The sequence below is a fragment of the Halostella pelagica genome, assembly GCF_004762015.1.
GTDB lineage: Archaea > Halobacteriota > Halobacteria > Halobacteriales > Natronoarchaeaceae > Halostella > Halostella pelagica.
Window position 1 is genome coordinate 769,016 of the sequence record NZ_SJES01000001.1, and the last position, 25,563, is coordinate 794,578.

The 25,563-nt window shown below is 66.6% G+C and carries 22 protein-coding genes and 3 tRNA genes; 16 read left to right on the forward strand and 9 right to left on the reverse strand.

All coding sequences use genetic code 11. From position 1 onward, the window contains the following. Positions 1-23: 23 nt before the first annotated feature. Positions 24-1,958, forward strand: coding sequence for an ABC transporter ATP-binding protein (locus EYW42_RS03875; RefSeq protein WP_135533928.1), 1,935 nt, complete (start codon positions 24-26; stop codon positions 1,956-1,958). A 100-nt stretch (positions 1,959-2,058) separates the two neighbouring features. Here the strand turns inward: EYW42_RS03875 and otsB are convergent, their stop codons facing one another. The 3 genes from otsB to EYW42_RS03890 all read right to left on the reverse strand — a co-directional run bounded on the left by otsB (position 2,059) and on the right by EYW42_RS03890 (position 5,020). Next, the gene (gene otsB / locus EYW42_RS03880; RefSeq protein ID WP_135533929.1) at positions 2,059-2,874 is read right to left on the reverse strand and encodes a trehalose-phosphatase; all 816 of its coding nucleotides are present in this window, start codon (positions 2,872-2,874) and stop codon (positions 2,059-2,061) included. Next, positions 2,874-4,394 (reverse strand): alpha,alpha-trehalose-phosphate synthase (UDP-forming), encoded by a 1,521-nt coding sequence (locus EYW42_RS03885; RefSeq protein ID WP_135533930.1) that lies wholly within the window; start codon positions 4,392-4,394, stop codon positions 2,874-2,876. The genes otsB and EYW42_RS03885 overlap by 1 nt, the downstream gene beginning before the upstream one ends. A gap of 281 nt (positions 4,395-4,675) precedes the next feature. Further along, a complete protein-coding gene (locus tag EYW42_RS03890; RefSeq protein WP_135533931.1) occupies positions 4,676-5,020 on the reverse strand; it encodes a DUF5789 family protein in 345 nt (114 codons plus the stop codon). Between the two features lie 85 nt (positions 5,021-5,105). On the opposite strand from EYW42_RS03890, the gene EYW42_RS03895 reads away from it, so the two are divergent. Further along, positions 5,106-5,843 (forward strand): creatininase family protein, encoded by a 738-nt coding sequence (locus EYW42_RS03895; RefSeq protein ID WP_135533932.1) that lies wholly within the window; start codon positions 5,106-5,108, stop codon positions 5,841-5,843. A 100-nt stretch (positions 5,844-5,943) separates the two neighbouring features. Here the strand turns inward: EYW42_RS03895 and EYW42_RS03900 are convergent, their stop codons facing one another. Together EYW42_RS03900 and EYW42_RS03905 are read right to left on the reverse strand one after the other, a co-directional pair. Next, entirely contained in the window at positions 5,944-6,381 is a 438-nt protein-coding gene (locus EYW42_RS03900; protein ID WP_135533933.1) for a DUF5790 family protein, read from the reverse strand. A gap of 80 nt (positions 6,382-6,461) precedes the next feature. Then, on the reverse strand, positions 6,462-6,809 hold the full coding sequence (locus EYW42_RS03905) for a dihydroneopterin aldolase family protein (protein WP_135533934.1): 348 nt from the start codon (positions 6,807-6,809) through the stop codon (positions 6,462-6,464). A 115-nt stretch (positions 6,810-6,924) separates the two neighbouring features. Between EYW42_RS03905 and azf the strand changes: the two genes are divergently transcribed. Then, a complete protein-coding gene (gene azf / locus EYW42_RS03910) occupies positions 6,925-7,695 on the forward strand; it encodes an NAD-dependent glucose-6-phosphate dehydrogenase Azf (protein ID WP_135533935.1) in 771 nt (256 codons plus the stop codon). 190 nt (positions 7,696-7,885) lie between these two features. On the opposite strand, the gene EYW42_RS03915 is transcribed toward azf, so the two are convergent. Continuing rightward, positions 7,886-8,107 (reverse strand): hypothetical protein, encoded by a 222-nt coding sequence (locus EYW42_RS03915; RefSeq protein WP_135533936.1) that lies wholly within the window; start codon positions 8,105-8,107, stop codon positions 7,886-7,888. A 167-nt stretch (positions 8,108-8,274) separates the two neighbouring features. On the opposite strand from EYW42_RS03915, the gene EYW42_RS03920 reads away from it, so the two are divergent. Beyond that, positions 8,275-10,566: a PAS domain S-box protein gene (locus tag EYW42_RS03920; protein WP_135533937.1), complete on the forward strand. Its 2,292-nt coding sequence runs from the start codon at positions 8,275-8,277 to the stop codon at positions 10,564-10,566. Here EYW42_RS03920 and EYW42_RS03925 read toward each other — a convergent pair. Beyond that, the gene (locus tag EYW42_RS03925; protein WP_135533938.1) at positions 10,563-11,183 is read right to left on the reverse strand and encodes a DUF309 domain-containing protein; all 621 of its coding nucleotides are present in this window, start codon (positions 11,181-11,183) and stop codon (positions 10,563-10,565) included. The two genes, EYW42_RS03920 and EYW42_RS03925, sit on opposite strands and share 4 nt — an antisense overlap. A 203-nt stretch (positions 11,184-11,386) precedes the next feature. Next, a tRNA-Arg gene (locus EYW42_RS03930) sits at positions 11,387-11,459 on the reverse strand. 189 nt (positions 11,460-11,648) lie between these two features. On the opposite strand from EYW42_RS03930, the gene EYW42_RS03935 reads away from it, so the two are divergent. The 4 genes from EYW42_RS03935 (at position 11,649) to EYW42_RS03950 (ending at position 15,338) form a co-directional block, all read left to right on the forward strand. Next, positions 11,649-12,221 (forward strand): hypothetical protein, encoded by a 573-nt coding sequence (locus EYW42_RS03935; RefSeq protein ID WP_135533939.1) that lies wholly within the window; start codon positions 11,649-11,651, stop codon positions 12,219-12,221. 138 nt (positions 12,222-12,359) lie between these two features. Then, positions 12,360-13,823 (forward strand): single-stranded DNA binding protein, encoded by a 1,464-nt coding sequence (locus tag EYW42_RS03940; protein ID WP_135533940.1) that lies wholly within the window; start codon positions 12,360-12,362, stop codon positions 13,821-13,823. Between the two features lie 67 nt (positions 13,824-13,890). Then, complete coding sequence (locus EYW42_RS20410; RefSeq protein WP_135533941.1) at positions 13,891-14,322, forward strand: histone; 432 nt, start codon at positions 13,891-13,893, stop codon at positions 14,320-14,322. Continuing rightward, positions 14,322-15,338 (forward strand): histone deacetylase family protein, encoded by a 1,017-nt coding sequence (locus EYW42_RS03950; RefSeq protein ID WP_135533942.1) that lies wholly within the window; start codon positions 14,322-14,324, stop codon positions 15,336-15,338. Before EYW42_RS20410 ends, EYW42_RS03950 begins: the two co-directional genes overlap by 1 nt. Here EYW42_RS03950 and cca read toward each other — a convergent pair. Next, positions 15,317-16,777, reverse strand: a complete 1,461-nt coding sequence (gene cca, locus EYW42_RS03955) for a CCA tRNA nucleotidyltransferase (RefSeq protein ID WP_135533943.1) — start codon at positions 16,775-16,777, stop codon at positions 15,317-15,319. The genes EYW42_RS03950 and cca overlap by 22 nt on opposite strands. A gap of 108 nt (positions 16,778-16,885) precedes the next feature. Between cca and EYW42_RS03960 the strand changes: the two genes are divergently transcribed. From EYW42_RS03960 to EYW42_RS03995, 8 genes are all read left to right on the forward strand, one after another. Further along, positions 16,886-16,958, forward strand: a tRNA-Asn gene (locus EYW42_RS03960). An 81-nt stretch (positions 16,959-17,039) separates the two neighbouring features. Then, positions 17,040-17,114 (forward strand) — tRNA-Ile (locus EYW42_RS03965). 268 nt (positions 17,115-17,382) lie between these two features. Then, positions 17,383-20,070 carry a transglutaminaseTgpA domain-containing protein gene (locus tag EYW42_RS03970; RefSeq protein WP_135533944.1) on the forward strand — a complete coding sequence of 896 codons (2,688 nt, stop codon included), beginning with the start codon at positions 17,383-17,385 and terminating at the stop codon, positions 20,068-20,070. Further along, positions 20,067-20,768 (forward strand): DUF7269 family protein, encoded by a 702-nt coding sequence (locus EYW42_RS03975; RefSeq protein WP_135533945.1) that lies wholly within the window; start codon positions 20,067-20,069, stop codon positions 20,766-20,768. The genes EYW42_RS03970 and EYW42_RS03975 overlap by 4 nt, the downstream gene beginning before the upstream one ends. Beyond that, positions 20,768-22,075 carry a DUF58 domain-containing protein gene (locus EYW42_RS03980; RefSeq protein ID WP_135533946.1) on the forward strand — a complete coding sequence of 436 codons (1,308 nt, stop codon included), beginning with the start codon at positions 20,768-20,770 and terminating at the stop codon, positions 22,073-22,075. The genes EYW42_RS03975 and EYW42_RS03980 overlap by 1 nt, the downstream gene beginning before the upstream one ends. Next, positions 22,072-23,595, forward strand: coding sequence for a DUF7519 family protein (locus EYW42_RS03985; RefSeq protein ID WP_135533947.1), 1,524 nt, complete (start codon positions 22,072-22,074; stop codon positions 23,593-23,595). Before EYW42_RS03980 ends, EYW42_RS03985 begins: the two co-directional genes overlap by 4 nt. Positions 23,596-23,681: 86 nt before the next feature. Continuing rightward, complete coding sequence (locus EYW42_RS03990) at positions 23,682-24,386, forward strand: hypothetical protein (protein WP_135533948.1); 705 nt, start codon at positions 23,682-23,684, stop codon at positions 24,384-24,386. Between the two features lie 119 nt (positions 24,387-24,505). Continuing rightward, positions 24,506-25,480, forward strand: a complete 975-nt coding sequence (locus EYW42_RS03995) for an AAA family ATPase (RefSeq protein WP_135533949.1) — start codon at positions 24,506-24,508, stop codon at positions 25,478-25,480. Positions 25,481-25,563: the final 83 nt, after the last annotated feature.

Genomic DNA, 25,563 nt, shown 5'->3' on the forward strand with positions numbered 1-25,563 from the left:
CGTGGAAGATCTGATCCATACCGATGGGTATCCACGCGGAGGACGACGACCCGTTCGAGGAACAGCGCGAGAGCGCCGAGAACCCGATGCGGCGGTTGTTCGGGGAGTACGGCCGTGAAAACGCGTTTCAGTTCGTCGTCGGACTCGTCGCGAGCATCTTCGCGCGGTTGCTGGACCTCGTGCCGCCCGTGCTGCTCGGGTTCGCGCTCGACGCCATCTTTCGGGACGAGAAATCCTTCACGGCGCTGTGGCTGGTCCCGGACGCGTGGCTGCCGTCGGACCCGGAGAGCCAACTGATATTCACCGTCGGTCTGATCGCCGCCGCGTTCACGTTCGGTGCGGCGTTTCACTGGATCCGCAACTGGGGCTGGAACTCATTCGCACAGAACATCCAGCACGCGGTGCGGACGGACACGTACGACAAAATGCAGCGGCTGAACATGGACTTTTTCGCCGACAAGCAGACCGGGGAGATGATGTCTATCCTCTCGAACGACGTGAATCGCCTGGAGCGCTTTCTCAACGACGGGATGAACTCCATGTTTCGCCTATCGGTGATGGTGCTCGGCATCGCCGGGATCCTCTTTTACTACAACTGGCAACTCGCCCTCGTGGCGCTTGTTGCCGTGCCGCTGATCGGGCTGTTCACCTGGAAATTCATCGAGACGATCCAGCCGAAGTACGCCGACGTCCGATCCAGCGTCGGGAAGGTCAACTCCCGCCTGGAGAACAACCTCGGCGGCATTCAGGTGATCAAGACGAGCAACACCGAGGAGTACGAGTCGGACCGCGTCGAGGACGTCTCCCAGAACTACTTCGACGCCAACTGGGACGCCATCGCGACGCGGATCAAGTTCTTCCCCGGACTGCGCCTGCTCGCCGGCGTGAGCTTCGTCATCACGTTCCTCGCGGGTGGTCTCTGGGTGCTCATGCCCGCGAGCGCCGGCGGTCCCGGCCCGCTGACCGGGACGCTGAGCAGCGGCGAGTTCGTCACGTTCATCCTGCTCACCCAGCGGTTCATCTGGCCGATGGCGCAGTTCGGGCAGATAATCAACATGTACCAGCGCGCTCGCGCGTCGAGCGAGCGTATCTTCGGCCTAATGGACGAGCCCAGTCGGATCGAGGAAGACCCCGCTGCCGATGAACTCACAGTCGACGACGGCGACGTCGTCTACGACGACGTGACCTTCGGCTACGAGGAGGCAGAGACGATAATCGAGGACGTCTCGTTCGAGGTCGAAGGCGGAGACACCCTCGCGCTGGTCGGCCCGACAGGAGCCGGCAAGTCGACAGTGTTGAAACTCCTCCTGCGGATGTACGACGTGAACGAGGGGGCCATCGAGATCGACGGCACCGACCTCCGCGACGTGACGATCCCAAGTCTCCGGCGGTCGATCGGCTACGTGAGCCAGGAGACGTTCCTGTTCTACGGAACGGTCAAGGAAAACATCACCTATGGGACGTTCGACGCGGACGAAGCGGAGATAGAGGAAGCCGCGAAGATGGCCGAGGCCCACGAGTTCATCCAGAACTTGCCTGACGGCTACGACACGGATATCGGCGAGCGGGGCGTGAAACTCTCCGGCGGCCAGCGCCAGCGGATATCCATCGCCCGAGCGATCCTCAAGGACCCCGAGATCCTGATCCTCGACGAGGCGACCAGCGACGTGGACACGGAGACGGAGATGCTCATCCAGCGCTCGCTTGACAAACTCACCGCGGACCGAACCACGTTCGCGATCGCTCACCGCTTGTCGACGATCAAGGACGCGGACCAGATCGTCGTCCTCGAAGACGGCCAGATCGTCGAGCGGGGCACACACGAGGACCTGCTCGAAAACGACGGCCTCTACGCCCACCTCTGGGGCGTTCAGGCCGGCGAAATCGACGAGCTACCGGAGGAGTTCGTCGAGCGAGCGGCGAAACGCCAGGCGCGGACCGAGACTACCGACGACTGATACCGTTGGCTGCGAGCCCTAGAAGAACATCGGGTCCCGGGGAGTCCGAGGATCGTTCCGAAGGTACAGCCGACAGTGAGGGGCGTTCACGCGAACTGCATCAGGAGTCGCCCAGTTCCGGGGATCCCACGACGCCCTCGAAGAACCTGCGAACGTCGTCCACGTCCCGGACGCGATAGTCCGCCGCCGTCTCCTCGCCTCCGACCTTCACGCCGATTCCCTCGGGCGGCAGCGCGCGAAAGGCCGCCTCGTCGGTCGTGTCGTCGCCGACGTACACCGGCGTCCACCCTTCCCCGTCGGGCGTGAGGTGGTCGAGCAACCACTCGACGGCACGGCCCTTGTCCCACTCCACGTCCGGACGGAGTTCGAGTACTTCCTTGCCCTCGGTGAGTCGCAGCGACGTGGGCGCGATAGCGTCCTGAACGCAGTCGCGCACCAGAGGAACCTCGCTGTCGTCGACCATCCGGTAATGGATCGTCGCCGTCACGCCCTTGTTCTCGACGACCGCACCGGCGACGTCGATAGTTTCGCGAAGGCGCTGGCACACCGCGTCGATCGTCTCTTTTGCGGCTTTGGCGTCCGGGTTGACCACCGTCTCGTCGCCCGCGTGGAGTTCGAGGCCGTGGTTCCCGGCGAGACCGATCCCGTCGACGCCGACGCGTTCGCGCAGGTCGTCAAGCGCGCGACCGCTGACGACGGCGACAACCGTCTCGGGGTGGTCTCGGAGCACCGCCAGTTCTTCCTCGACGGCGGGGGCTATCCTCGCCGCATCCGGACGGTCGACGATCGGTGCGAGCGTCCCGTCGAAGTCGGAGAACGCCGCGAGACCGTCAGCGTCTCCGAGCGCTTCAGTCACGGCAGTCACGGCGGCCGCGACCTCCTCGGGAGCGTTGTCTGGGTCGGTCTCCCCGGACATCACTGTGACTGAGGACTGCGCTGGGCGGGGAATCGCTTGCCCGCCTGTATCGAGCGTGCGGTCCGGAACTGGTCGGCGATCCAGTCGTACACGTCGTTCCCGTGAACCTGAGTGCCGGCGACCTGCATTCGCTGCTGGCGCTCCTTGGTCGGTAGTCGCAGGCCGCGTTCGACGGCGTCAGCCACGGCTTCGACGTCGTACGGGTTGACCAGTTCGGCACCCTCCCCTAGCTCCTCGGCCGCGCCGGCGAACTCGCTCAGGACGAGCGTTCCGGGGTCGCCGACCTGTGCGGCGACGAACTCCTTGGAGACCAGGTTCATCCCGTCGCGGATAGGCGTGACGAGCGCGAGGTCCGCCTCGCGGTACAGTCCGGCGAGGTGTTCCTGAGAGAACATCGACGTGGTGTAGACGACGGGTTGCCAGTCGTCAGTACCGAAGCGGTCGTTTATCTCCTCGACCCGCTCCGCGACGCGGGTCTGGAGGCGGCTGTAAGCCGGGATCGAACTCCGGCTCTCGGCCCCTTTCTGGACGAACGTGAGGCGGTTTCGCCACTCCGGCGAGCGCTCCAAGAGCCGTTCGATCGCGTCCAGGCGTCGCTCGATACCTTTCGTGTAGTCGAGGCGGTCGACGCCGAGCACGAGGCGCGTGTTCTCGTGGATCCCGTGTGTCTCGCGGAACGCGGACCCGAAGTCCGCTGCCTCGGACGACCGAGCGCGTTTGGCCTGCGCCGCAGCGTCGATGCCGAGACGGTAGGGCCGTACCGTGGTGACCCCGCCGCGGTAGCGCACCGTTCCAGTGTCGCGGTCGACTGCCGCGTCGAGCGTCCGTTCGACGCAGTCGAAGAAGTGCTGACAGTACTCCGGCGTGTGAAAGCCGAGGAGGTCGTTTGCGAGCAGTCCGTCGAGTACCGCGGCCGCCCGCGGACAGACCCTGAACGCGTCCCATCCCGGCCAGGGCAGATGCCAGAAGTGCATGCAGAACGCGTCGGGGAGGAGGCGTTCGCGGACGATACGCGGCGCGAGCGACAGGTGGTAGTCCTGAAACCAGATGACGGGAGAGGACTGGTCCGCGGCGGCCGTCGCCGCCTCCGCGAACTGAGCGTTGACGCTCCGGTACTGCTCCCAGTCGTCCTGGGAGAACGAGGCCCGGGCCGTGTCGGTGTGGCACAGCGGCCACAGCATCTGGTTACTGAAGCCGTAGTAGTACCCTTCGACCGCTTCCTCGTCCAGCCACACGCGGTGAAGGTCGTACGACGGGTCGTCGGGGGGTACGGCGACAACGCCGTTGTCACTGGCGTCACGGTCAGCGTCACCGCTTCCCCATGCGACCCACGTCCCGTTTACCGTCTGTAACACCGGATCGAGCGCGGCAGTCAACCCCCCTGCGGGTCGGTCGACCGTCACTTCGCCGCCCTCGTACTCGTGGCTGTACGGTTGGCGGTTCGAAACGACGATGGGAGCGCCGTCCCCTTGAAGCGAAGCAACCGCGCGCGTCGCCTCGGCCGCGCTATCGTTGGTCACGGTGAACACCCCAGTCACCGGAGTGGTCGACGGCGAATTGCTGTGGGTCGGTCACTGTCGTTCCGTTGGACCGATCAGCCCTCGTATCGCGTCGCCGTACGCTGTTTTTGTGCGGCATGTAGATGTACAATCCCCTATCGCCACGGGCCGAATAAGAGACAGAGTCCGTTGCGCTCTGTTTCTCCAGGTAAGTCACAGTTACAGCGACCGCGGGAGTCTCTCCCACAACACAGTCGGAGAAACCTCGGGTTACTACCCTCTGTGTGGGCCGAAAAAGCCCGTTAAAATGACTCCTGGTCCTCGGACACGTCCTGGCCGGGCGCTCCCTCGTCCTGGCGGTCCTCGCCGGGCGCTGGCGGGGTTCGGTCACTGTAGTTTTTCCGTCCGATCGCCTCGTCGCCGACCATGTTGAGCAGGGACTGACGGACTTCCTCGGCGTTCGCGAACTCCTGTTCGCCCATCGGTTCAAGGAGTTCGCGGACGGTCGCCTCACCTTCCGAGAACGTGACTGTTTCGTCGCCGTATTCGTCCAGTAACACCTCGGAATCTGTCGGATACTCGTGATTCTCGATCTGGTCGTTCAACTCGCCGAAATCGACCCCCATCTCCGTATCGTCGTCTGTCATGCTGATTTCCCCCGTGAGAAACGACGACGAGCGAAGGCAAACCGTTTGCCCCACATATAAGCCCGCCGACGTGCAGTCTCGGAACGTGCATCTGACCGACGCCACGTGGACGGACGCCGCGGACGCCGAGACGGATCTGGCTGTGCTACCCGTGGGGAGCACGGAACAGCATGGTCCCCATGCAGCGCTCGGGACCGACGCCATCACCGCCGAAGCCGTCGCCGAAGCGGGCGTCGATGCGTACGACGGCGAGGTGGTCGTCGCGCCGCCCGTCTCGGTCGGCGTGGCCGAAGAGCACCGCCAGTTCCCTGGGACGCTGTGGGTCAGCGAGGACACCTTCCGCGACTACGTCCGAGAGACGGTCGACAGCCTCGCGTACCACGGCTGGGACCGCGTCGTCCTCGCGAACGGTCACGGCGGTAACGTCCCCGCTCTCCGCGAAGTCGCCGGGACGATAACCCGACAGGACGAGGCGTACGCCGTCCCGTTCACCTGGTTCGACGCCGTCGGCGACCACGCCGCGGACATGGGTCACGGCGGCCCCCTCGAAACCGCACTCCTGCGGCACGTCCGCCCCGAGTCGGTGCGAGAGGATCGCGTCGAGGCGGCACGCGACGGTGCCAGTGACGGCTGGGGCGACTGGGTGAGCGGCACGAACCTCGCCTATGATTCGGCCGAGTTCACGGAAAACGGCGTGGTGGGCGACCCCGCTCAGGGGGACGCCGCTCGCGGCGCGGAACTGCTCGACCTGGCCGCCGCGGCGCTCGCTGAGCTGCTGGCCGCCGTCGCGGAGCGGGACATCTCCCGGCCGTCAGACAGGTGAACCTCCGCCGTCGAACCCGTATAGTGAGAGTTGTAACTGTGTATCGGTATGCGCCGACCCCGTGTCGGCGCTATCCGGAAATGGCTTACAACAGTCCGTATCACTCCTCGTCGGCTTCGTCACCGTCGTCCTCGGCCTCCTCGGTCTCAGTCTCGGCCTCGTCCAGCGACCCGCGGAGGTCCGGCACCGTCGCAGTGAGGTCGCCGACCTGGTCGGCCGCCTCTTCCATTTCCTCGACGAGTTCCTCCAGGTCCGCGATAGCCTCCTCTAGGTCGTCGGCGTCGTCGAACGCGTCCGCTCGCTGGCCCATCGTGAACCACTTCTTGGCGTCGCGGAGATGGTCCTCCGCCTCGCCGGCGTCCAGTGCGGACCGAAGCCCGTTGAGCACGCCGAGTACGTTGTCGGCGTCGGTCTCCCAAACATCGTCGCTATCGGGCAGCTCCGACCGCGCGGCGTCGAGTGATTCCTCGACGTCCGACCGCATCTCGGAAGCCGCCTCGCCGAACAGTTCGTCGTCGTCCAGACTGGATTGACTCATGTGCTGACATTCCACGCGGGTAGCTTTAAAAGGTTGCCCGAAAGCGGAAGTGTAATCCGACGATGGCGCGCCCGAAACGGCTATTCGCCGACATCGACCAGTTTCATCAGCGGGTAGTCGCCCTCCATCTCCATCCGCGTCCGGGCGGTGACGCCCTCGTACTCGATCCGCATCTCGACTTCCACGAACCGCCCGGTGAGTTCCGTGTAGTCTGCCGACTGCTCCGCTAATTCGGCGGCGAGAGCCTCGTCTAACACGTCGACGGTAACCGATTCGCAGTACGGCTGGTTCTCGATGGCCTCCGCCATCGCCCGTTCGAGGCTCGCGGCGCTCTCCGGACTCACCGGCGTGCCCGCGAACTGGTGATACAGCGACCCGAACTTGATGCCGGCCTCGAAGCAGGCGGCCTCCCTGTCGGTCGGATCCATGGCCGGACGGATGGTCGCCCGGGGCAAGTGCGTTCGGGTCGCGAGAGCGCGTCGGCGCAGCGGCGACAGAACGGATCGCACGTTTCTTATCCCGGTATCCTCTGGAAACATACGAATGGACGACCCTGTCTTGCTCACGGGCGCGTCGGGCCGTGTCGGACAGGCGATCCTCGGTGGTCTGGCGGACGAGTACGAGTGGCGTCTGCTGGACCGGGACCCGCCGACCGGCGACCAGCCCGGTGAGTTCGTCGTCGCGGACGTGACCGACGAGGAGGCGATCCGCGACGCGATGGACGGGGTCGGCGCGGTGATCCACCTCGCCGGGGACCCGCGCCCGGAAGCGCCGTGGGACAGCGTGCTGACGAACAACATCGACGGGGCGAAGACTGTGTTCGAGGCGGCGGCCGACGCCGACGTCGACCGCGTCGTCTTCGCCTCCTCGAACCACGCCGTCGGGGCGTACGAAACCGACGAGCGAACGCCGGGACTGTACCGCTCGCACGACGAGTACCGACTGGACGGGACCGAGCTTCCGCGGCCGAGCAACCTCTACGGCGTCTCGAAGGCGACCGGCGAGGTGCTCGGGCGCTACTACCACGACCACCACGACCTGCGGGTCTGTTGTGTCCGCATCGGCAATCTCACCGAATCGCACCCGCCGATAGATTACGAGCGCGGGCAGGCGATGTGGCTCTCCTACCGCGACTGCGCCCACCTCTTCGACCGCGCGCTCCGGGCCGACTACGAGTACGAGATCGTCTACGGCATCAGCGACAATGACCGGAAGTACTACTCCATCGACCGCGCCCGTGAGATGCTGGGATACGACCCGCAGGACAACTCCGCCGCGTGGGACGGCGACGAGCGCACTTCTGAAGGAAGCTAAGCGCGGTACCGCTCAAGTTCGGGAGTAATTCAGATCCTCGCAGGGCGCTCCCGAAGCGGAGGCGGCGTATCGGTGAACCGCTCCGCCTGCCGTGTGATACTGTCGGCTGTAGCTTCGGAACGATACTCGGACCCCCGGGAGTCCGATATTCTGCAGGGGAGTACAGCCGACAGTATGAGAAGACACCTCGTTACTCGGCGGAGTAGGACGCATCGTAGCGCCTGTAGAGCGCGGTAAACGCGATGAATACGGCGATTGCTCCGACACCGACGCCGACCCATTTCGCGTACGGAACGCCGAGGGAGAGAAACGACATAGCGACCGCCTGTCCGCCGATCGCCATGGCCGCGAAGACCGCTAAGCCGAGGAGGAACCGCGTGACAACATTGTCCTCGACCGGATTTTGAGCCATAGATGAACGAAGAGTTCGGGTCGAAATAACTCTTTCTTCTACTCGCAGGGTCCGACTGGTCTGTTCCCGACGCCGCGGGCACTGAACTCAACGGAGCGGTAAACACCGAACAGAATGGATCGGCAAAACAGCTTATATGTGGGGGTTCCGTTGTCGGCGGTACCGTAATGCAGTCGTCCATCCGAGTGCTCTACGTCGGCGGCGACGAAAACAGCGTAGCGGCGCTCGAACGGGACGGGATCGACGTCGATGCGGTGAGCGAGAACGCCGCCGTGGAGAACGGGGGAGAGGCCGACTGCGTCGTCTGCGCACAGGACCTCGGGGAGATGAACTGCCTCAGCCTCGTGGAGACGCTCGGATGCCAGTACCCCGACCTGCCGGTTATCCTGTTTCCCGCCGACGGCGACGAGACGCTTGCGAGCGAGGCTATCACGGCGGGCGCGGCCGAGTACGTCCTGCGGAACGGACCCGACGCTGAGGACCGACTCGCGAAGCGGATCCGTTCCGTGACCGGCGCACCCGGCGATCCGGCGACGCGGCCGCTCGACACGGGATCGATCGGCGGTACCGACGGTGGGAACGACGGACACGAGAAGACGCTCGCAGAACTGCACGCGGTCACCCGTGACTTGATGGCCGGAGAGTCGCGAACGGAGATCTGCGATATCGCCGTCCAAGCGGCGAAGGACGTACTTGGTCTATCGGTCACCTCGGTGTTTCTCTACGACGAGGAGACCGAGCGTCTCGAACCGGTCGCCAGTACGCAGGAGACGCGAGACTTGTTCGGGGACATTCCCGATTTCGGGCCGGACGAGTCTATCGTGTGGAGCGCGTTCGAAACCGGTAAACTCGTCTATTATCCGGACATCCGGGAGGCGGACCACGTCTACAACCCGGACACGGAGGTTCGAACGGAACTCCAGATCCCGCTCGGCAGTCACGGCGTCCTGGTCACCTCGTCGACCGAGCGACAGGAGTTCGCCGACCACGACATCGACTTCGCGCAGTTGTTCGCCGCCAACGTGGAGGTCGCGCTCGAACGAGCGCAGCGGGTCGAACTGCTCCGCGAGCGCGAGCGGGAACTCGAACAATACGAGCAGATATTCGAAACGGTCCAAGACCGGGTGTGCGTGCTGGACGAGACCGGCGCGTTCCTGCTCGTCAACGACCCGTTTCTCGCGATGGTCGGCTACGGACGGGCGGATCTGCTCGGCGCGCACGTCTCCACCGTCATCACCGATACGGACGACGAGCGGGCACTCCTGCGTGGGGACCGAACGGGGACCGTCGTCGAGACGGACGTGACCACGGCGGACGGTGAGCGGATCCCAGTCGAGATAGACAGCGCGATCCTCTCCCGTCCGGACACCGAGTTACACGGCGTGGTCGGCGTCGTGCGGGACATCAGCGACCGAAGACGAGTGAGAGCAGAACTCGAACAGGAGCGCGACCGGCTGTCGGCGCTGTTCGAGAACATTCCGGACGCCGTCGTCCGCACGTCGTTCGAGGGCGGCGAACCGCTCGTCCGCGACGTCAACCGAGCCTTCGAGGACGCGTTCGGTTACGACGCCGAGGAGATAGCCGGGGAGCCACTCAATGATTTCGTCGTCCCGCCGGACGAGCGGAGAAACGCGGCCGATCTCGACGAACGCGTCGTGACGGACGGGCGCGTCAAAACCGAGATCCGTCGGCAGACCGAGGACGGGATCCGGCATTTCCTGTTCCGCGGCGTGCCGATCGACCGAAGCGACGAGAGCGACGAGTACGAGGGCTACGGCATCTACACGGACATCACCGACCGGAAGACGCGCGAACGCCGCCGGAAAGTGCTCAACCGGGTACTCCGCCACAACATGCGTAACGAGATGAACGTCATCAGCGGCTACGCCGAACTCGTCGACCCCGACGCCGATGCGGACTACATCGAGTCGGCGGCGACGGCGATAGAGCAGACGGCGAACGAGGTCGCGGACCTGAGCAACAAGATCCGCGAGATAGAGCGAACGCTCGACCGTGACGACGATGACCGGTATCCGGTCGATGTCGTTGCGCTCGTCGACCGGGTGGTCGCCGCACACGGCGATACGGCGGTCGATCTGAGCACGGACCTCCCCGACAGACTCACCGTGGAGGCCGACGACGGACTCGAACGGGCGCTCGAACACGTCCTCGACAACGCGGTCGAACACACCGACCGCGCGGTCCCCTCGGTCCGTGTCACGGGGAGACGGGTCGACGACTGGGTCGAGATCGAGATCCGCGACGACGGGCCGGGCATCCCGGAGACGGAGCGGGAGGTCCTCACCGGCAACCGCGAGATAACCCAACTCGACCACGGGAGCGGTCTCGGTCTGTGGCTGGTCAACTGGATAGTCACGTCCCTCGGCGGCGAGGTACGGTTCGACGATAACGACCCCCGCGGGAGCGTCGTGACGCTCCGCCTTCAGGCGGCGGACTAGTCGAACAGTCCGGCGACGTCAGACGCCCGGTGGTCGCGCTGTGCGACGTGTTCTGCGAGTCGCTGGTAGATGATGTCGCGGTCGTCCGGGGACCGGGCGAAATCCATCACGAACGTGACGAACTCGCTCGTTCCCTGTCCGCAGTCGAGGTCGTCGCGGGCGTAGGCCGCCCCCTGTTCCAGTACGTCTTCGTCGAACCGCTCGGACTCCTCGGCGATGATCCGGGCCGCGATAGCCGACGGGCCGAACCGGAGGTCGTCCGGCGTGACGGGTTCTCCCTCGTGGACGAGACGCGGCGGCGGCGACCGCTCTATCCGCTCCGGGTCCGAGTCGAAGCGTGCGAGAACCGACCGCACCGCGGCGACGTCTATCCCGCGGTACTCGTCGGGTAGGCCGGCGAGGTACTCGGTCGCGCTCTCGGCGAGGCCGGCGACGCCCTGCCAGTTTCGCTGGCGAGCGTGATGCACCACTGCAGTGAACTGAATCAGCCCGTGAAGCAGTCGCTCGTCGTCGGTGTCTCGCTCTAGGTCGAGCCAGTAGTCCTCCCAGGCGTCGTGCGCGGCGTGGTACTCGCCGGCGTTGTACACTGCCACGCCCGCTCGGAGGTGGTCGCGCATATCCGGAGTTGGCCGCTCCGGACCTAACGCCTTTCGCTCGGCAGACGCGGAGTTCGCAGACGCTCGAACGACACGGGAGACGGAGCGGCCTCGCGGTAACCGGTCCAGAACGCTCTGACGGACGTATCGACCACCCACTCAGTCGTCGGTAGACAAACAGTGAAACGGAGTAACTGCTGTTCAGAAACAAAACGTGTGAGAAGCGTCCGGACGGAGATTTGAACTCCGGTCCCTGGCTCCGCAAGCCAAGAGGATAGTCCACTACCCTACCCGGACTCAACTCTACGTTTCCGGGTGATACGTAAAGCGGTTACGGTCTACAAACGGGGTGCGGCACGGTGACACGGGAAAACGACCGCCGGCGTCCGGATGGACGGACTCGTCGTCAGATCGGCGTCCGGGGAAGGTCAAAACCGCCTTTGACCGTACACAAGGGCTTTTCCCAACGCTGTCAGATGTGAATTCATGAAACGACGCGACGTGCTTCGGCGGACGTCGGTGGCGGCGGCAGTCGCAGTCGGCGCGGGAGCGGGTTGTCTGTCCGACCCGGACGACGGGGGTAACGACGACGGTAGCACGGAGACAGACGAGACAGACAACGGGGAGACGAGCCAGGACACCACGACAGAAGCGACGGACGACGAGGAGACGAACCGAGAAACGACGACGGAAGAAGCGGCCGGCGGAGGAGCGTCGGATGTCACAGCCAGATCGATCAGCACTACGAACACGGACTGTCAGTCGTCCGGCGATTCGGAGACCGCGAGCGTCTCGTTCGGTGACGGTCAAGTGGACCTGAGCGGCGTCGTCAGCGCACCGGACCCGTGTCACGAGGCGGCGTTCGAATCAGCCAAGTACGACGGCGACGAGTTCGTCGTCGTCATCGGCGTAGCCTCGAACGGCAAGGCCTGCATGCAGTGCGTGGGAGTCGTCGAGTACGAGGGGTCGGTCGGGTTCGAAGAAGGTGTTCCTGAAACAGTGACCGTAAAACACCGCAGACAGGAAGAGACCACGACCGTTACGACCGCCTCGCCGTAGCGAGGGTTTATCAGCTATCGGGGCGCAAGCAACCGGCGAGATGGACACAAGAGCGAAGCGCCGATCGCAAGACTGCGGCGGGCCGAATGGGCAAGGACAACGCTTAAGCGCGGTCCAACCTTGCCTGTCCGTATATTCATGGGCGAGATAGAGGACGTCTACGAGGATCTCGATGCGGACGTCTCCCTCGAAGAGTTCCGGGAAGCCGTCGAGGAGAAGGTCGACCAGATGGGCGGACTCGCGGACGAGGAGACTGCGGCGATGCTCATCGCCCACGAACTCGACGAGAGCGAGGTCGACGGCGTCGCCGACGTGGAACCGGGGATGGAAGACGTCGAATTCACCGCGAAGGTGACCGGCGTCGGCGAGGTTCGGACGTTCGAACGGGACGGCGAAGAGGAGGAAGACGGGCAGGTCGTCAACGTCGAACTCGCGGACGAGACCGGGGCCATCCGCGTCACCTTCTGGGACAAGATGGCCGCAAGCGCCACTGAAGAACTCGCAGTAGGTGACGTGATCGCCGTCAAGGGCCGCCCGAAAGAGGGGTACAACGGCGTCGAGGTCAACGTCAACGACGTCGACCCCGACGTAACCGACGACATCGACGTACAGATCCAGGACGCGTACCGCGTCGAGGACCTCTCGCTCGGCCTCTCGAACGTGAACCTCGCGGGCAAAGTGCTGGACACCGAGTCCGTCCGCACGTTCGACCGCGACGACGGGAGCGAAGGGAAGGTGGCGAACCTCGTCCTCGGCGACTCGACCGGCAAAGTTCGCGTGACGATGTGGGACGACATGGCCGACCGCGCCGACGAACTGTCGTCGGGTAACGCCGTCGAAGTAGTCGATGGCTACGTCCGCGAACGGGACGGGTCGCTCGAACTCCACGTCGGCGACCGCGGCGCGGTCGAGGAGATAGACGAGGAGATAGAGTACACCCCCGAGAGCACGCCGATCGAGACGCTGGAGATCGGCCAGACGGTCGACATCAGCGGCGTCGTCCGCTCGGCCGACCCGAAACGCACGTTCGACCGCGACGACGGGAGCGAGGGCCAGGTCCGCAACGTCCGCGTGCAAGACGACACTGGAGATATCCGCGTCGCCCTGTGGGGAGACAAGGCGGACGAGGACATCGCTCCGGGCGACGAGATCGCGCTGACGGACGTCGAGATCCAGGACGGGTGGCAAGACGACATCGAAGCCTCCGCCGGTTGGCAGTCGACCGTGACCGTACTCGGCGAGTCCGACGGCGTTTCGGGCGGAGCCGAAAGCGACGACGGGACGACCGGTCTCGACGCGTTCGGCGACGACGCGGACGACGGCAGTTCGACTGCGAGTCGCGACGGTACAGCGAGCGGCGACCCGACCCAAGCCGCCGCGACCGACAGGTCCGGCGATGGCGGCGGGGCCGCGGCGGTCACCGCGGACGGCGAGGAAGTAGAGTTCACCGGGACTGTCGTCCAGGCTGGCGACCCGGTCGTCCTCGACGACGGCGAGGAGACGATGAGCGTTGAAACCGACGCCGACGTGCGGTTAGGACAGGAAGTGACGGTCCGGGGGACCGCCGCCGACGGCCGCATCGACGCGGACGACGTGTTCTGAAACGAGCGCAGATCGGTGGATCGTCACTACGAAAAAGGTTAAGGGTGCGTCCCACCCGGGTTTGGGTATGAGCGTCGAGTTACCGTTCGCCCCGGTCGACACCATTATTCGCCGCAACGCCGGGGAGTTGCGCGTGAGTGCAGAGGCCGCCGAGGAATTGGCTCGTCGTATTCAGGAACACGGAGCGACGCTGGCGGTCGACGCCGCGGAGCACGCCACCGAGGACGGACGGAAGACGCTGATGGCGGAGGATTTCGGCGTCGAACAGGTAGTCGACAAGGATTCGCTGGAACTGCCGGTCGCACCGGTAGACCGCATCGCACGCCTGACCATAGATAACAGCTATCGCGTCTCGATGGACGCCAGGATCGCTCTGGCGGACATCCTCGAAGATTACGCCGACAACGTGGCCGCCGCGGCGGCGACGCTGGCGCGTCACGCCGACCGGCGAACGATTAAGGCCGAGGACATCGAGACGTACTTCACGCTCTTCGATTGATGAAGTTCGGTTACAGCGAGGTCTGCCTGGACCACGATACGGGCACGCGCCACCCGGAGACGCCGGACCGCCTCCGAGCGATCCGGGAGGGTCTGAAGCGGGAGCACGGCGTCTCGTACGTCGACGCCTCGTCCGCAGACCCGGCCGCCGTCGAGGCGGTCCACGACCCGGAGTACGTCGCGAAGTTCCGCGAGTTCTGCGACGACGGCGGCGGCAACTGGGACCCCGACACGGTGGCCGTCGAACGCACGTGGGACGCGGCCCTGAAGAGTGCGGGCCTCGCACAGTGGGCGGCCGAAACCGCGCTCGCGGGCGAAGACGGTCGCAGGACCCCGTTCGCAATCGGCCGTCCGCCCGGACACCACGCTGTCACCGACGACGCGATGGGGTTTTGCTTCGTCAACAACGTCGCCGTCGCCGCCCAGGCCGCACTGGACAACGACGCGGGCGTCGACAGCGTCGCGGTTATCGACTGGGACGTTCACCACGGCAACGGCACTCAAGAGATATTCTACGACCGTGACGACGTGTTCTTCGTCTCGATCCACGAGGACGGCATCTACCCCGGGACCGGAGAAGTGGACGAGACGGGCGAGGGGGCGGGCGGCGGGTACACGATGAACGTCCCGCTCCCGGCCGGATCGGGTGACGCCGAATACGCCGGCGTCGCGGAGACGGTGGTGACGCCCGCACTCGTCGATTTCGACCCCGACCTACTGCTCGTGAGCGCGGGGTTCGACGCCCATCGCCACGACCCGATATCGCGGATGCGCGTCTCGACGGAGGGGTACGGCGTTCTCACAGACCGGGTTCGGAGCATCGCCGACGACACGGACGCCGCCCTCGGGTTCGTCCTCGAAGGCGGCTACGGCCTGGACGTGCTCGCCGAGGGCGTCAGGATGGTCCACGAGGTGTTCGACGGCCGGTCACCGGTCGAACCCGAAAACGAAGTCAACGACGACGTCGACGAATTACGTGACGAACTGCGCCGTGTTCACGGCCTGGGCGAGAAGTAGCGGGCGAGTTCAACGCCGAACGCTTCGGCGAGAGCCGCCACGTCGTCGCCGACCAACACGTCGTACTCCTCTCGGAGTGCGTCTTCGACAGTCACGCCGAGGCCGCCGTCGAACAGCGCGTCGCTCTCCAGAAAGCCCGCGGCGGTCGCGTGCTCCCGCCGCCGCTCGGCGACGTAGCGGTCGCCGTCGACGAACGGACCGTAGGGCGGACCGAACCGGCCCGAGGACTGGCCGTCTCGGGAGTCGGAGTCCGACTGACGGCCGCTGTCGGCGTACTTCTCGTAAAACCCCGTCGCGTGCTGGCGGAGGTGGACGGGCGGGCCCTCGTGGCGTTCGACGGCGGGGCGTTCGGCGACGGCCAGTTCCGCGAACAGGACCGCGTCGTCGTTGGCGAACGTCGTCGCGCGGAGGACGTCGAACCCGCGGCGGTCGAGTTCGTCGGTCACGCCGGAAAGCGACTTTCGGAGTTGCGGGTACAGTTGGTCCTCGACGATGTCGGGCGCGTCGAACCGGACGGCGACGGGCGTCGTCCCGCGTTCGGCGATATGCGCGCGGACGTCGTCCGCCGAGAGCGGGGTCGGCTCGGACGGGAAGAACAGGTCGGAACGCGGGTCGTCGAGTAACTCGCGGGCGTAGTGCTGGAGGCGGGCGAGGTTGTCCGCGGAGAGGACGGCCGCGACGTTTCGCTCGGGGTCCGTTGGGTCTATCACGACGAGCGGGTCGTCGAAAGCGAGGTCGGCGGTGCCGCCCTCGTCGTTCCGAGAGGGCGACGCGGTCTCACGCGCGCCGTGGTTCTCCGGATCCAGACGGACCGGCGGGTTCCAGTCCGCCGCCGCCTCGACGAACCCGCGGAAATCGCCGTACTCCAGAACGAGCAGTTCGGTGAGGTAGCCACTGAACCCCCGCGTCCGGAGGTCGCTGCCGTACGCGCCGATCCCCTTGAGGAACTGCTTTGCGAGGCGTACGTCCGCGGCGCTGTCGTCGTCAAGCCGTTCGCGCAAGTACTCGGTGTGAAACGGCGTGCGGTCGACGGCCGACTGTATCTCGGTCGCCGCGGGCACGTCGTAGCACGGTACGAGGTCGACGTCGAACCCGTCGTACTCGCCGGTAACGTAGGGGTGTTCGGCGTACTCCTCGTGACCGTCCGGCAGGACTTCGTTGCCGACGCGAAGGCCGTACTCTTCGAGCGTCTCGCGGTCGATATCGGGCGGGAACCGGACGAACACGTCGATATCGCGGTCGCCCTTGATCCACGTTTTCCGTGCCGTACTCCCGACGAGTATCACGTCCGCGTCGGCGTCGAGATCCGCGACGGCGTCTTCTGCGCGTTCGACGAGTTCGGCCGCGGTCGCCGACAGGCGGTCGCGTTCCTCGGGACCCGGGTCTATCTCCTCGCGAACTGCCCGTACGGCGGCGTCAAACGCGTCGGCGTCCGTCATCGCCGTTCGATACTCACCGTCGCGCCGAAAGCGTGTCGGTGCCCCGCGCCGTGGGGCGGAAACGAAAGCCATATCAAATGCCCTCCGCTACTCGGAAGTGACGCACGTGCCGCCGTAGCTCAGCTGGTAGAGCACCTGGTTGTTACCCAGGTTGTCACAGGTTCGAGCCCTGTCGGCGGCGCTCTTTCCTCTCTTTCGTCGACGCACTCTGACGCAGTCGCTTCAAAAGACTTGAAAAGCGGGCCCTCCAAATGGTGGCTGAGGGCCCGTAGCTAAGTCTGGTAAAGCGCCCGGCTCATAACCGGGCGATTCCTTGGTTCGAATCCGAGCGGGCCCATTTCTGCGACGGCGCTTCGAGCGTGGCGAAACGCACCTCGTGAGATGGGGCGTCACGGTGAACGGTCATGAGGAGCGGATAGCCCGCAGGTTCGAAATCGACTGCGGCGAACGGGGTGATCCGATGGCGTAGTTCGAATCCGAGCGATCCTACCCCCGCAGGGCGTCCTACCGTCACCGTATGGCACCTCGAAGACTTATTACGATGTCGGCATACTACCAACATAACCGAACTGGCCGGTCCCCTCCACCGGCCGTGAACACGATCTATGGCCGGATCTCGATCCCCTGACGACGACCGACAGGACGCGTCGAACAGCCCGTCAGCGAGCGGCCGCGACCTCAGTCGAGCGGTGCTGGCCGTCTGCTGTGCGATCGGGCTGGTGATAGCCGGAACGGTGATGCCGGCGCTTGCGGCCCCGCTCAGCGGCGGCAGTATCGACAAGACGCTGTTCGACCAACCCGGCAGCGGGAGCACTGATCCGGGCGGTACTGCGAGCGGGAGCGGTCCCGCTGCCAGTTCCGGACTCGGGGCGTTGAACCCGGGGGACTCGACGGGGGTCGGCGGATCGCTGGGGGACCAGTCCGGCGCGTTGCGCAACCAGTCGGCGGAGACACACTTCTACGTGGAGAGCGATGAACCCGCCTACTGGCGCACCGGCGCGTACGCCGAGTACGAGGGATCGGGGTGGCAGAACCTCGGAACCGCGAGCGACGTGACTGGCCAGCGGCCACCCGGCGACGGACAACTCGTCGAGCAGCAGATAGAACTCGAACGCCCAGCGAGTACGCTCCCTGCGGCTTATCGGCCGGTCGACGTCGATGCCGATACAGGCGTGTTCGAGCGGCGGGGGGCGCTCATCCCCGAGCAGTCGGTTCCGGACGGCACAGAGTACACCGTCATGAGCTATCGGGTCGACCCGGATCCCGCGACGCTCCGGAGGGCCGAGACGGAGTTCCCGGGGGACGAGAGAACGTACACGCAACTCCCCGCTACGACGCCGGACCGCGTCGAGGAGTTCACTAGCGAACTGACGGCGAACGACCGGACCGACTACGACAGCGCGAAGACCATCCAGAAGTGGTTGAAGGAGAACCACGATTACTCGCTCGACGCTTCCCACGAGTCGGGAGAACCCGTCGCCGACCAGTTCATCTTCGAGATGGACGAGGGGTACTGCGAGTACTTCGCGACGACGATGGCGGTGATGCTCCGTTCGCAGGACATCCCCGCGCGCTACGTCGTGGGGTACAGCCAGGGCCAACCGACCGACGACGGTCGCTATCAGGTGCGCGGGATGAACGCCCACGCCTGGGTCGAGGTGTACTTCGAGGACGTCGGCTGGGTCAAGTTCGACCCGACGCCGGCGGCCGACCGGCAGACGACTCAGCAACAGGCGATAGAGAACCAGACCGGAAACGGTGAGGAGTACCCTCACGACGTCGAAACCGGACCGAACGAGACGTACGAACCGAGCGACGAGTCGATCTCGAACGCCGGACCGCCGTACAACATCGACCTCGACCGCACGCCCGCACCGGGACGCGACGTGACCGTGACGGTGGAGAAAGGCGGCACGCCCGTGGAGGGCGTCGTCGTCTCGTTCAACGACGACGAGATCGGCGTCACCGATTCGAGCGGAGAGGTGACAGGGACGGTGCCGTACGAGGGAGAGCTCGAAGTGAGTGTCAGGCCGCGAGGCGACGGATACGCGTTCGCCGCGGGGCCGTCGGCCGGGCCGGGCAAGTCGAGCGAGCCGACTACGGTCGGCAACTGGGTGCCCACAACGTCGACTGCTCAGGAGGAAAACGGGAGTCGAACGTACGACGTTGACACGGCCGTCGACTTCGAGGTCAGGGGGACGGCGACGCCGGGCGCGACAGTAGACCTGTACGTCAGGGCGGGCGGCGAACCGATGCGGAACGCGACGGTCCGCGTCGACGGCCGGGCGGTCGGCGAGACGGACGTCGGGGGCATTGCTGCGGTGGCGATCCCGGAGGACGCAGGCGGCCGGATCACGGTCGCAGCGGAGCGCGGGACCGTAAGCGGGGAGACGGAGATCGAACTCGGCGAACTGAGCGTGAGCGTCGACGGGCTAGCCGTCGCCGGACGAAACGCCACCGCGACCGTCACGGTCGACGATCAGCCCGTATCGAACGCGACCGTGTACGTCGACGGCGACGCCGTCGGAACGACCGACGCGAACGGCGAACTGTCTGTGTCGCTGCCGCTGTCGAACGGCGCGACGCTCACGGCCTCAGTTGACGGGCGGCGGACGGAAACGGCGCTCGACTGGCTCTTCCTTCCGATCGCTGTCGGCGTCGCCATCCTCCTCGGGACCCTCGCGGGAGTCGTCGCCTACGCGCGGCGGCGCGACGTGACCGCGGACGACGTGCGAAACGGCCTGCGCTGGCTGGCAGGGGCGGGTCTCGCCGTCATCGTCGCGCTGAGCGACGGCCTCGACGGCGTCGCGCGCCTCGCGCGGCGTGCGGCGGACCGGCTCGACTGGATACCCGACCGACTGCGGGCGCTCGTCGCCGGGATGACGGCCGTGAGCGTCGTCGCCGCCGCGGTTGCGTTGCTCCGACGGCTGTGTCGCCCGATACTTCGACTGTTCGGAGTGGCTGACGAACGGGCGGCCGCGAGCGCCGGAGACGGGGCCGATAGGAACGTCATCAGCGCGACACCCGACGAGAACGTAACCGAGGCCCAGCGCTCGCTCCGGGCGGTCTGGCGGGAGTTCGTCAGAATAGTCTCGCCGCGGGGCTGGCGAACGCAGACTCCCGGTGACATCGCCCGCTCGGCCGTCAAGAGAGGGTTTCCGGACGGACCGGTGTACAGACTGACGAACGCCTTCAGGCGGTCGGAGTACGCCGACGACCCGCCGGACGAGGGGCGTCTCTCGGCGGCCCGGCGGGCGCTCGACCGACTGCGCGACCGGACGGAGGACCGATGACGGTTCCGACGCGACGTGCCGTGATCGCGCTCGGGGCGGTAGGAGTGGCCGCCGGCGTGGCGTTCGGCTTCGCCCCGGATCTGGTCCCCGCCGCGCTCCGCGCCCCGGCCGAATCCGCGGTCGGAGCGGTCGGCGATTCGAGAGTCTCCATCGCCGTCGCGGCGGTGGGCCTGATAGCCGTCCTCTGGACCGTCCGCTCCGGAGGTGACACCGGCGGCGCGGGCGACTCGCTCGTGACGATGCCCCCAGAGGAGGCGACGACGGACACGGCAGTCGCCGGGGGCGGGTTCGACGACGCCGTCGAACAGGTCGGCGACCGGAGCATCGGTATCGGTGGTCCGCGGGGGTCGGAACCGGCTGTGCGTCTCCGCTCGACGGCGACGACAGTGCTCGCGCGGACACGGCCTGACGACGCCGACATCGAGGCGATGGTCGCGACGGGGACCTGGACTGACGACCGCGTCGCGGCCGCCTTCCTCGGGGACGAACGGACGCCCGAGTGGACGTTCGGCGAGCGTCTGAGGGCGTGGCTCGCACCCGAGCGCGAGACGGAGCGTCGGGCACGGCGGACGGTCGACGCGCTGCAACGCGAACTCGACCGCCACGAACGCCGCTGGCACGACGGCGGGATGGCGAGCAGCGGGCGTACCGACGCGGTGACAGACCAGAGACCGGAGGAGGCGGAGGTGCGTCGCTGATGCGGTCTGTGTCGCGGTGGAGCGGCGCGGTCGCCGGGAGCGCCGCGCTGGTATCGGCAGGGATCGTCAGCGGCGAGCAGGCGCTGGTCGCGGCGGCGGCGATCCCGCTCGGGTTCGTCCTGTTCGGAGCGCTCTCCGGGACGACCCCTGCGGAGCGCGCCGTTCGGGTCGAGCGCACGGTTCGGCCCGAGGCCCCGATGCCCGGCGAGCGGGTCGAGGTAACGCTGCGAGTGACGAACGCGACGGAGCAGTCGCTGCCGGATGTCCGCATCGTCGACGGGGTGCCCGACCCGCTACAGGTGATCGACGGATCGCCGCGGGCCGGGTTCGCCCTCAGACCGGGCGAGACCGAGACGGTCGCGTACTCAGTGACCGCGCGACGCGGCGAGTACGCGTTCGATCCGCCGACGGTTCGGACGCGAAACGCGAGCGCAACGCGGTACGATAGCGCGTCAGTTCGCGTTGCGGGCATCGCCCGCCTCACCTGCGAGGTCGGCGTCGACGACGTGCCGCTTCACGAGCAGACGACGGGATTTACCGGGCAACTGCCGACGGATACCGGCGGACCCGGGGTGGAGTTCTACGCCACCCGCGAGTACCGGAGCGGCGACCCGCCGAGCAGGATCGACTGGCGACACCTCGCGAAGAGCGGGTCGCTGACGACGATCGATTACCGCCGGCAGCAGGCCGCGCGGATCGTCGTCGTTCTCGACGCCAGGTCCGAATGTGATATCGCGCCGGTAGCGGGCGCGCCGAGCGGCGTCGACCTCGGCGTGTACGCCGCGGCGCGGCTGGTCGGGACGCTGGCGAACGCCGACCATCAGGTCGGCGTCGCCGCCGTCGAAGACGGCGGGTCGACCCCCGATATCGCGTGGGTCGACCCGTCGAGCGGACCGGAGCTCCGGGCCCGCGCCGAGCGCCTGTTTTCCGAAGTGATCGAGACGCCGGGGGCTGAGCGGAGCGTCGCCGACGGCAGCGGCGTCACCCGAACGGCGCGCGGCGCAGGGTCGGACGCGCTCGCCGAACTTCGAAAGCGCCTCTCGGGGGATACGCAGATACTGTTCGTCAGTCCGTTCGTCGACGACTACCCCGCCGACGTGACGCGGACGCTCTCGGCCCACGGCCACGCAGTGACGGTCGTTTCGCCCGGTGTCACGACAGACGATTCACCCGGGAAGCGGATCGCGACGCTCGAACGAGATGTCCGCCTGGCTAGCATCCGCGACACGGGGGTTCCGGTCATCGACTGGCATCCGAACGCGCCGCTGGCGACCGCCCTCGCCGACGCGCTGGAGGGGATGCAATGAAGCTGACGCGGCCGTTCGTCTCCCCGGACCGCGCGGCGAACGGCGACGCGTCGCCACCGGAGACGAGTCGCCTGCTCGTCACCGCCATCGTCGGCGCAGGCGTCCTGTTCGTCGGGTCTCAGAGCACGGTGTTCGGTCAGGTCGTCGAAACCAGCCTCACCGCGTTCGTCGTGGCCGTGGCGCTGTCGCTGTTGAACGAGGACGAACCGGAGATGCTTGCGATCGGATGTCTCCTCCTCGCTCCCGCCGGCGCGTCGCTCGCAGGGGACCTGATATCTATCGCGAGCGGCCCCCCGATACGGGCGCTGCGGGCGCTCGCTCTCGTCGTCGCCAGCGGCGGCCTCGGCGTCCTCTGGACGGGGAGCCTCGGAAACCGGACGCTCACGGTGGCTATCTCCCGGTTCGGGTACGCCCTGTTCCCGCTTTCGGTCACCGCGCTCGGGGCGATGGTGTGGCAGGTCGGCGCGGTCGAGACGGCCGCGGTCGGCGAGCCGGTCCTCGCCGGACTGTGGGAAGAACTCGTCGCGCCGTCCGGGCCGGGGCCCCGAATCGCCGACTTCCTCCTCTTGCTCGCGGTCAGCGCCTACGTCGTCCGGGCGGCGATAGACCGCTTACCGGTCGCCGAACTCGCGCGGAATCGGAACGTCGAGCGGCGGGTCGAGCAGGTCAGAACCGCTCGCAAGACCCTCAGAAAGACGTACCGTCTCGCCGCGCCCGCGGGCATTCTCCTCGGGATACTGGCTCTCGTCGGAGCGGGCCACTACGAGGCGCTACCCGGACCGGTCGTCGCCCTGCTGGGCGGCATCGCGTCGCTGTCGCTTCTGCGGACGCTGCTCGTGTTCGCGTTCGCCGGCAGCCTAGTCGTCATTACCGTCGTCGACGCGCTACTGTGGGCGCGCAACGCCGCCGCGTCGGACCTGGCCCCGCGGATCGTTCCGTTCGCGTCGGGGTTAGCGTTCGTCGCCGCCGTCGTGCTGTTTACCGAACCAGTACTCGCGAGAGTTCGCGACAGGACGCCGGCCATCGCGATACCGGTGCTGGAGGAACTGGTCAGAGTCGTCGGCGAGACGCCGGTCGCGCTGCTCGTCGTCTCCGCCACGTTGCTCCTGTTTACGGTTCTCGCAGGAGCGGTGGCCGTACTCGGTTGGCTGGGCTTCCTGACCGACCGGGTCGCCCCCGTCTCGGTCGCGAGTAGCGGCCTGTTCGTCGCCGCACTGGTGTCGGGCGTCATCGGCGACCGGTCGGTCGTCGTGTACGTCGGCGTCGCGACGGCGATAGTCGCCTGGGACGTGGGGGAGTTCGGCGTCGGCGTGACGGAGGAACTGGGACGGAACGCCTGGAGCAGACAGGGCGAACTCACACACGCACTGACGAGCGCCGCCGTCGGCGTCGGAACCGTCCTGTCGGCGTTCGCCCTGCACGGCCTCATGCGGCGCTCGATTCCGGAGGGAACCCTCGCCGCCGCCGGCGCGGTTGCGGCGTTCGTCGGGACGCTGTTGTTGCTATCGCGGTTGCGCTGACCGTTTGCCGGGGATCAGTTGAGGTCCGGTAGGTAGTGGCATCTCATGAGGTAATTTTAAAGGCGTTCGTGGGTGGAAAGCTTCGTATGCCCGTCTACGAACGGTCCTCCGCAACGGAGTTCCAGGTGATCGACCGATGGAGCGGCGGTGTCAGTTGGTTGGCCCATCCGAACGAGGAGGGTGAGCGCGCGAGCCACGCGATCAGAGCCGACGACGGCGTCTGGGTCATCGACCCGGTAGACGCGCGAGGGATCGATGACCTCCTCGGAGAACTCGGCGACGTGGCCGGTGTCGCCGTGTTGTGCAGTTATCACGCGCGGGACGCCGGCGCTATCGCGAACCGTCACGACGTGGCCGTTCACGTTCCCCGGTGGATGGACCGCGTCGCAGAGCGAGTGAGCGCCCCTATCGAACGGTACAAGACGACGATCGGCGAGTCCGGATTCCACGTCACTCGAGTCGAACCCCTCTCGATGTGGCAGGAAGCGATCGCATATCGCGAGAGCGACGGGACGCTCATCGTTCCGGATCTGCTTGGATCCGGCTCGGGATACACGGTGAGCGACGAACGGATCGGCGTGGTCCTCTCGCATCGGCTGTTTCCGCCGCGGGAGACGCTCGGCGAACTCGACCCGGACCGGATCCTGTTCGGTCACGGAGGCGGGGTGTTCGAGGACGCGAACGCGGCGCTGGACGACGCTCTGTCAGGTGCGCGAAAGCGGTTCCCGCGTGCGCTCCTCAGTCAGTTCGGGACGAACGTCCGGCTGTTCGCCGCGGCGATGAGAGATTGATTTTATCTGATGCTTTCCGCAGAACCCGGTAAACGTGAACCCCGCTGGCTCGCCCGAGGAGCGACCCCAACCGCCGGGAAGCCGAAAGCATACGTACCGGCCCCCGCTACGGTGAGACGATGAGCGACGCCCCGCAACGCACTGTCGACGAGGCCGCCGCCGAGTCCTCCTCGGTTCTCGACGCGGTCCACGACGCAGTCATCGCCGACCGAGAGTTCCTGCGAACCGTCCTCCTCGGCGTTCTCGCCCGGGGGCACGTCCTTCTTGAGGACGTTCCCGGAACCGGGAAGACGCTCACCGCCCGGTCGATGGCGACGGCGCTCGGCCTCTCGTTCAACCGCATCCAGTTCACGCCGGACCTCCTCCCGAGCGACATCACGGGGACCCACGTGTACAACGAGACCGACGGCACCTTCGAGTTCAACCAGGGTCCCGTGTTCGCGAACGTGGTGCTGGCGGACGAGATAAACCGCGCGCCGCCGAAGACCCAGGCCGCCCTGCTGGAGGCGATGGAGGAGGGACAGGTGACCGTCGACGGCGACACGCACGACCTCCCCGACCCCTTCTTCGTCATCGCGACGCAGAACCCCGTCGAGCAGGAGGGTACGTTCGAACTCCCCGAGGCCCAGCGCGACCGCTTCGTCGTGAAGACGGCGATGGGCTACCCCGGCCGCGGCGGCGAACTTCAACTCCTCAAGCGACGGGCGAACCGGCACGAACAGGCCCCAGAAGTGGACACAGTCGTCGACGGTGCCGACGTGCCGGACCTCCAGGCAGTGCCCGAGACGGTGACGGTCGAGGACAAGGTTCGCGGCTACATCGTCGACCTCTGTCGCGAGACGCGTTCCGATCCCCGTGTCGAGGTGGGCGTCTCGCCGCGCGGAGTCCAACGCCTGTTCGAGGCCGCCCGCGCCCACGCCGTCCTCGCCGGACGCGACTTCGTCGCGCCCGACGACGTCAAGCGGGTCGCACACCCTGTGTTGGCACATCGCCTCGTTCTCACGACGGAGGCGTCGGTCAACGCCGTCGAGAAGGCCGCCGTCGTCGACGACGTGCTGAGTCGCGTCGAGGTCCCGGCGATGGCGACGAGTTGAGAGTGCCGGGCAGCGACGAGTTGGGTCGCGCCGAGACGCCAGTGACGGCGTCGAGTCGGCGTGATACCGTGCGTCGCCGAGCC